This window comes from Paenibacillus sp. JMULE4, from assembly GCF_013337105.1.
GTDB lineage: Bacteria > Bacillota > Bacilli > Paenibacillales > NBRC-103111 > Paenibacillus_G > Paenibacillus_G naphthalenovorans.
Map to the genome: position 1 here is coordinate 235,782 of NZ_SGWF01000015.1, position 7,006 is coordinate 242,787.

Genomic DNA, 7,006 nt, shown 5'->3' on the forward strand with positions numbered 1-7,006 from the left:
ATCATATTAACTAAAATATTCATCATATGAAGGAATGAATGGATTACGCTTCAACGTCATCCGCAAGGAAGCCTCTTTTGTTTCTAACGCTGGAATAAATGCTAAAGATCAAAATCACCGCTGAAATTACCAGTAACGTGCCTGCGATAGGGCGTTGGAAGAAACCCATAAAGTCACCCTTGAAGAAGATTAACGACTGCAGCAAAGAAGTCTCCAGCATTTTACCCAGAACAAAAGTCAATACGAGAGGCGCCAAAGGAATTTCCAGTTTTTTCATAAAGTATCCGACAACACCGAACACAAACATGATCCCTACGTCCCAAAGGCTGTTGTTTACGCTATAGGCCCCGATTACGGAAACGACAATAATCATAGGATAAAGCAATTTCCCGGGAACCATGGCAATCTTCGCCCACATCCCCGCCATCGGCAGGTTCATGATCAGAAGAATCGTATTCCCGATGAACATACTGGCAATAATCGCCCAAACGATGTCCGGGTTGGTTTGGAATAAAGTAGGCCCTGGCGTAAGGCCGTGCATGATAAAAGCTCCAAAAAGAATTGCAATCGTTGGTGAACTCGGAATTCCCAGTGTGAACAATGGAATCATGGCCGAGCCGCAGTAAGCATTGTTCGCTGTCTCCGGCCCTGCAACGCCTTCAATGGCGCCTTTACCGAACCTTGAAGGGTCCTTGGCAAGCTTTTTTTCTAAAGAATAAGACAGAATTGCAGGTATAACGGAGTTGGAGCCCGGAATAAGACCGGTTAAAAAACCGATTCCGGTACCGCGACCGATCGCCTTTAACGTAGCCGGCCATTCTTCCCGTTTGGGAAGAAGTCCCTTTACCTTGGCGGGCTTCTCCGCTTTTGACATGTTTTCCATCCCGAAAAGGACCTCGGAAATTCCGAATAAACCCATGGTGATGGTCACAAAATCCAGACCGCTCATTAAAAAGGGCTGCCCCAAATCAAAACGCACGGCCCCTGAAATCGTATCCATACCAACCAAGGATAGGATTAAACCCAGAAGGGCGGATATCAATCCGCGAACCAATGATTTTCCCATTAAACCAATGACCATGACCAGGCCAACCAAAATAAGCGCGAAAAATTCCGGAGGACCGAATTCCAATGCCATTGCGGCGAGTGGAGGCGCAACAAATACGAGCCCCAGCGTCGTGAAAATCCCTCCGATAAAGGAACCGATACCGGCAACGCCCAACGCGGTTCCAGCCCTACCTTGTTTGGCAAGCGGATGACCGTCGAGACAGGTGATTACCGAGGCCGCTTCACCTGGTGTATTAATCAGGACTGAAGTGATGGTGCCGCCATACAGGGAACCGTAATAAATCCCCGCCAGCATGATGATGGCCGATACGGGCTCCATCGAGAAAGTGATCGGCAGCAAAAGTGCCGTAGCGGTTGTCGGCCCTAAACCAGGCAGGACGCCAACCAGCATTCCGATGGTAACTCCAATTAAACAGTACAGCAGATTCCACCAACTCAGAGCTGTCTCAAATCCCATGATTAGTTGTGCAAACGACTCCAAATTATTTCCTCCTTACCATCCGAGTGCGTTCACAGGCAGTGGAACACCCAACAGCGTATAAAACACATAAAAAACAAATAGTGAAGTGACAATCGAAATGCCTAGTGCCGAATACCACTTATATTCCCGAACCAAAGAGATGAATAATAACACGACAGCGGAAATGACAAACCCCGTAAAATCTACAATGACAATAAATACGAGCAAGGAACCTAATGCAACAAGCACACTGGCTAAAGGCCTTCCTTTTGGTAAAATTTCCGAAAAATAAATCACGCTTTTCTTAATCGATTCCCACAGATACAAAATAGAGAGCACGATTAAAGCGATACATATCCATCTTGGAAGAAAACCAGGCCCAGGGCCCACAGGAGTATAATAAGGATAAGATAAAGACTGCCAAAACATAAATCCTGAAAATCCGAGCAGAAGTAAAGCCGCCCACATACCCGCGTTTTTCAATCTTACACACCCTTTCTCAAAAGTACAGGGTCAAAGCATTCGAAAGGGGCGGGAGAATTGACCAGATCATACTCCGCCCCCATTCCTCATGATTATTTCTTTTGCTTGTTCACTACCTGTACAATGGCATCCAATGCTACCGTATCCTTCTTAATCATTTCCTGGAATTCTGCTGAATTTAAATAATCAATAAACAGATTTTGTTTATTCATGAATTCAACAAACTTTTGATCCTTCACTGCTTTGCCAAGCGCTTCTTCCAACACTTTTACAACTTCATCCGGCGTATCTTTAGGTACGGCAATCCCGCGGTAAGTTCCGGCCCAATCGACATTAATTCCTTTTTCCTTTACAGTCGGCACATCCTTGAAGAATCCTTCAAGCCGCTTGTCGTTCATTACTGCGAGCGGGCGTAAATCTCCACTTTCGATTTGGGATTTGACTTCGCCCGGGTTGTAAATTCCGAATTCAGCTCTGCCGCCCAATACCTCGACAATCGCCTGGGCCGAACCTTGGAAAGGAATCGTAATAAAATCCAAATTGGCAGCTTCGGCAAATGGAATACCATATAAGCTAGGTGTAGAGGATGAAGCGAAATTTAATTTTCCAGGGTTGGCTTTGATATCGTTAATCAGGTCCTCAAACGTTTTGTATTTCGATTTGGAGGAAACGACAATCATAGCGGGGTCTCTGTTAATGTTCCCTACAAACTTGAAATCGGTCGTTTTAAATGGCGCAAGACCAAGTAGCGGATTCGAGACAATCTCCCGTGTCGCCATGACCATTTTGTACCCGTCGGCCTTGGCTTGAGCGACTTCATTCATTCCGACTGAACCGGATCCGCCGGTCTTATTGACAACCACGACATCTTGTCCAAGCAAAGGCTTCAGTGCTTCGGCTATAGCACGGCCCACCAGATCCGTTCCTCCGCCGGCAGCGAAAGGTACGATAAGCTCGATCGGCTTTGTAGGGAACTTCACAGCTTCTTTTTTAGGTGTTTCCGCTGCATCGGATCCCCCTGCTGGCGTAGATGCTTGATTGCCACAGGCTGAAGCCAGTATTGTCGCTCCAAGAAGTAATCCAACCGTTCCAAGTTTCATTGTTTTGTTCATCGTATATCCCCCTAGTTTTCATTTGTTTTATAAAATACCATAGGTTTGAAACACTTCTGAAACTTTCATGCCTTCACGAATTTTGTCGCGAACCAGATTTTCTCCGCTGACTTTATCCAGCGCCTGCTCTATGACCAGCTTTTCTATTGCCTTTGGAATCACGACAACGCCATCCATATCGCCAAAAATGAGATCTCCCGGCTGAACGGTAACTCCGCCGCATTCGATCGTAACGTCGTACTCGATCACTTCATTTCGCCCCAGGGAATCGGTAGGCCGAAATCCTATAGAAAATACGGGGAATCCTAATTCCAGAATTTTTTTGGCGTCTCTGACCATCCCGTCGATGATGGCTCCTCTGCCGCCGGCAACCTGTGTCGCTGTTGACATCAGTTCTCCAAAGAAGGCTGAGCGTTTAGAGCCGTTGACCGCTCCTACAAAAATCTCGCCCGGTTGAATCGCATCCAGAACCTGAATCTGTTTCTCATAAGGCTTTTCCGGAATCCGGTGCACATCAGCCACCTGCACCGTTTTGGCTCGTCCCACGACAACCATATCCGGAGTCAGCGGCCGAATATCCGGATGCATGGTCTGATTTCTGTAGCCGTGAGCATCCAGGATATCAGAAATAACGGCGGAGTACAGCTTTTCTTGCAGCGTATCATAATACTGCTGGGATTCTGGCAATCCTTCTCACTCCTTTATCCGATTTTATTGGACAACTCATTTTTTCGTCCGCCACCATACTTTGATATGATCGCTAAAGATGGCTTCCGCTTCATGAACGTCGCCGTTTTCCAGAGAACGGAGAAGCGGAATATGGCTGTCTGCAACCGCTTCCAATTTAGGGAAATAGATTTGCGTCGCAACCGCTATGAATCTCTTGATTTGAACATGGATCTGATTCCATTGCTGAGACAGGACTTCATTGCCGCAGCGTTCGTAGAACAAACCATGAAAGCGCATGTCATATTCGATCAATCGGAATACATCATCCTCTTGGGCACACCTTTTCATTTCCGAATACAATCGGTTCAAATAATCGATGTCGCTTGATTTCAATGTTGGCAGCGCTCTCTTTACGGCAAAGCCTTCAATCAGCTCCCGCATTTCATAGATGTCCTCGATTTTCTTCTGCGTAATATCGGATACAAATGAACCTTTGTTATGCTTGCTGATGAGCAAGCCTTCTTGTTTCAGCCGTTCCATGGCCTCTCTGACCGGAGCTTGACTTATCCCTAGAGAATTGGCGATATCTAAAACGACCAACCGGAAACCGGGATAAAGTTCTCCCTTTAAGAGCGCTTGTCTTAAAGACAGATAAACGCGTTCACTGAGTGAATCCCCTTCCGGATCCAATTTAAGCGTTATCATGTTTCAGCTCCCAGAATCCCATACTATATGACCCATAAATTTATAGTTATCGAGAGAATTAACGAGAATGATGATCAGCTAAAAACACCATTTAATCCACATGCACCCATACTCTGTTATTTTCAACCGATACCTCGTACACTTTCACTCTGTACCGGTCCGGGTCGACCAGCGCCTTCCCCGTCTTCACGTCAAACTCCCATGCATGCCAGGGACAGGTCAGAATCTCGCCTTCTCTTCCGTAAATGTATTCATGCGGCCTGGATTCCAGCGTCGTTCCCGTGAACTTCCCTTTACACAGCTCGACCTGCTGGTGAGGACACACATTGCGGATCGCATAATATTCTTTGCCGTTATAGTATACGCCGATGCTTTTTCCCGCAATCGTTACAATCTTGCATGCTCCGGCTTCAAGCTCTTCTACTCCGACGGCATCATACTTCGTCATTTCGCTACACCTCCTGCCAGCAAGCCTCTTTCCTGCAGCTGATACATCTCGGCGGCGTTCTCATACGCTACTCGCCGGCGCATCTCTTCAGGCAGCTTGTTCAGCACGAATAATGGAGCGTCGTTGTCCCAGTGCGGATAATCCGTCGAGAACATTACCGTTTTTTCAGCTCGCATCAATTGGAGCATTTGAACCAGTTCCCTGTTGTCCGGCTCTTCGATCGGCTGGGTCGTCAAGCGGACATGCTTCAAAATATATTCGCTCGGCTTGTACTTCAACCACGGCACTTCGCTGCGCATCGCACGGAAGTTTTTGTCCATCCGCCACATCAGATGCGGCAGCCATCCCAAGCCGCCCTCGATAAAAGCCACCTTCAACGTCGGGAACGTTTCGAAAACGCCTTCACAAACAAGGCTGTTCAACTGCGACATGGGGTGGATCGCCAGGATGTTGTGGCGCTCAAAGTTCGTCGTCGGGTACCCTGCTGCCGTTGTCGGCGGGTTGATGCCGTCTCCTTCCCCGCCGCCGTGAATCCCGATCACCAGGTTGTTGCGTACCGCCGCTTCGTAGATCGGATAGTAGCGTCGCTGTCCGTAAGGCTCGCGTGATCCGGACGTCATAAGCACTTGAACTACTCTCGGATGCGACCCCAGACGATCGATTTCTTTGGCGGCGAGCAGCGGGTCTTGCGTTGCGATCACAATCGACCCCAACCAGCGCTCATCGCTTGGAAGCCACGTATCCATCGTGTAGTCGTTGAATGCGGAGGCCAGCGCCGCGGCGTAATCCGGATTGTTGTGCGCCGAGATGGACAGCAGGTTGCCTGTCAGAATCGCTCTTTCTATATTGTAGCGATCCAGTAAATCGGCCTTCGCGAATTCGGGGTCGGAGCCCGGAGGAAGTCCGTTGCCGGGTGCTGCATCGCTGCGTTCCAATGGGATCGGACGGTACAAGAGAAAAGGCAATGTCGCATTGTGGGCCTTCAATCGATCCCACCATACCCGCGGCATATAAGGCTTCAAATCGTCATAGCTTTTGACACACTGATGCACATCGCAATCGATAATCCCGTGATTGAACTTAGAAGCTTTCTTCGTCGCAGACGCTTCCATACGTCTCAACCTCCTGTTGTTTGCATGCCGCGAAACCGTTTTATTGTAAACGATTCCATTTTGGGCAATCAGGAATCTAATATCTAATATATTATATTCTGTCGATATTTCAAATTATAACACATATCACAAATCTGTCAAACTTTTTTTGTTCCATTTTTAACTTCAATTTTGAGAAAAAAGAACCGGTTTTATATGAGGCAAATCGGAACATGCTCCAAGCACGCCCCCTGCGAACCGGAGGATGAATCATGATCATACTGGATAAGGAAACGTGATCATACGAATCCCTGCTTGAAATTCGTCCTCCTTGCTCTATTACGAATAATCCTCAATGGTATGATGCTTAATCTCGTCGATATGCACATCCATTAGATGTATGGCTTCTTCGATGTTTGAATCGAACAAAGCCTGCAAAATCTTCTTGTGCATTTCGTTCGCCTGCCGAGGTCTGTCCGAATTTTTGGTAATAATGACCCCATACCATTTAATCTTTAATTCCAATGTGCTCATAATCGAGACCAGCAATTGGTTATTGGAATGTTGAATAATCGTGCGATGAAGATTCCTGTCGGCTTCAAAAAAGGGTTTCATATCCCCTTTCCGGATGGATTCCTCAGCTCTGTCCGCTTCATCGATCAGTAATTGAATTTGAGCTTTTGACATGGTGCGTGCCGCAATGGTAAGGGCTTTGAGTTCCAAAGCTTTTCTTACATCATACAAATCTTCAATATCCTTTACATTAGGCAGATTGACATAAGATCCCGAACGCGGTTTGACATCAATAAGCCCGTCCTGCTTTAGTCTATTGATGGCATCCCGCAGCGGCGTTCGACTTACCCCAAGCTCCTTGATAATATCTTCATAAATGATTTTGGACCCCGGCTTCAATTCATTATTTAGTATCTTATCCCTTAAGTAAACATATACACGCTCATGCAGGTTGCTG

8 protein-coding genes are annotated in these 7,006 nt (G+C 47.0%); all 8 read right to left on the bottom strand.

Annotated elements, in window-relative coordinates; translation table 11 throughout:
• Window positions 1–43: 43 nt before the first annotated feature.
• A complete protein-coding gene (locus EXW96_RS17250) occupies window positions 44–1,549 on the bottom strand; it encodes a tripartite tricarboxylate transporter permease (protein WP_254611438.1) in 1,506 nt (501 codons plus the stop codon).
• A 12-nt stretch (window positions 1,550–1,561) separates the two neighbouring features.
• On the bottom strand, window positions 1,562–2,011 hold the full coding sequence (locus EXW96_RS17255) for a tripartite tricarboxylate transporter TctB family protein (protein ID WP_174351042.1): 450 nt from the start codon (window positions 2,009–2,011) through the stop codon (window positions 1,562–1,564).
• Window positions 2,012–2,103: 92 nt separating this feature from the next.
• Window positions 2,104–3,123 carry a tripartite tricarboxylate transporter substrate binding protein gene (locus tag EXW96_RS17260; RefSeq protein WP_054820104.1) on the bottom strand — a complete coding sequence of 340 codons (1,020 nt, stop codon included), beginning with the start codon at window positions 3,121–3,123 and terminating at the stop codon, window positions 2,104–2,106.
• Window positions 3,124–3,150: 27 nt separating this feature from the next.
• Complete coding sequence (locus tag EXW96_RS17265; protein ID WP_174351043.1) at window positions 3,151–3,810, bottom strand: RraA family protein; 660 nt, start codon at window positions 3,808–3,810, stop codon at window positions 3,151–3,153.
• A 36-nt stretch (window positions 3,811–3,846) separates the two neighbouring features.
• Window positions 3,847–4,497, bottom strand: coding sequence for a GntR family transcriptional regulator (locus EXW96_RS17270; RefSeq protein WP_174351044.1), 651 nt, complete (start codon window positions 4,495–4,497; stop codon window positions 3,847–3,849).
• 91 nt (window positions 4,498–4,588) lie between these two features.
• Complete coding sequence (locus EXW96_RS17275; RefSeq protein ID WP_062410398.1) at window positions 4,589–4,945, bottom strand: Rieske (2Fe-2S) protein; 357 nt, start codon at window positions 4,943–4,945, stop codon at window positions 4,589–4,591.
• A complete protein-coding gene (locus EXW96_RS17280) occupies window positions 4,942–6,057 on the bottom strand; it encodes an amidohydrolase family protein (protein WP_174351045.1) in 1,116 nt (371 codons plus the stop codon). The genes EXW96_RS17275 and EXW96_RS17280 overlap by 4 nt, the downstream gene beginning before the upstream one ends.
• Window positions 6,058–6,375: 318 nt before the next feature.
• Window positions 6,376–7,006, bottom strand: a 631-nt coding sequence (locus tag EXW96_RS17285; protein WP_174351046.1) for a GntR family transcriptional regulator, incomplete at its 5' end; no start/stop codon positions are given.

Excerpts from the sequence above, each read along its gene's own strand:
- EXW96_RS17260 (WP_054820104.1), bottom strand. The coding sequence starts at position 3,123 with ATGAACAAAACAATGAAACTTGGAACGGTTGGATTACTTCTTGGAGCG.
- EXW96_RS17275 (WP_062410398.1), bottom strand. The coding sequence starts at position 4,945 with ATGACGAAGTATGATGCCGTCGGAGTAGAAGAGCTTGAAGCCGGAGCA.
- EXW96_RS17270 (WP_174351044.1), bottom strand. The coding sequence starts at position 4,497 with ATGATAACGCTTAAATTGGATCCGGAAGGGGATTCACTCAGTGAACGC.
- EXW96_RS17280 (WP_174351045.1), bottom strand. The coding sequence starts at position 6,057 with ATGGAAGCGTCTGCGACGAAGAAAGCTTCTAAGTTCAATCACGGGATT.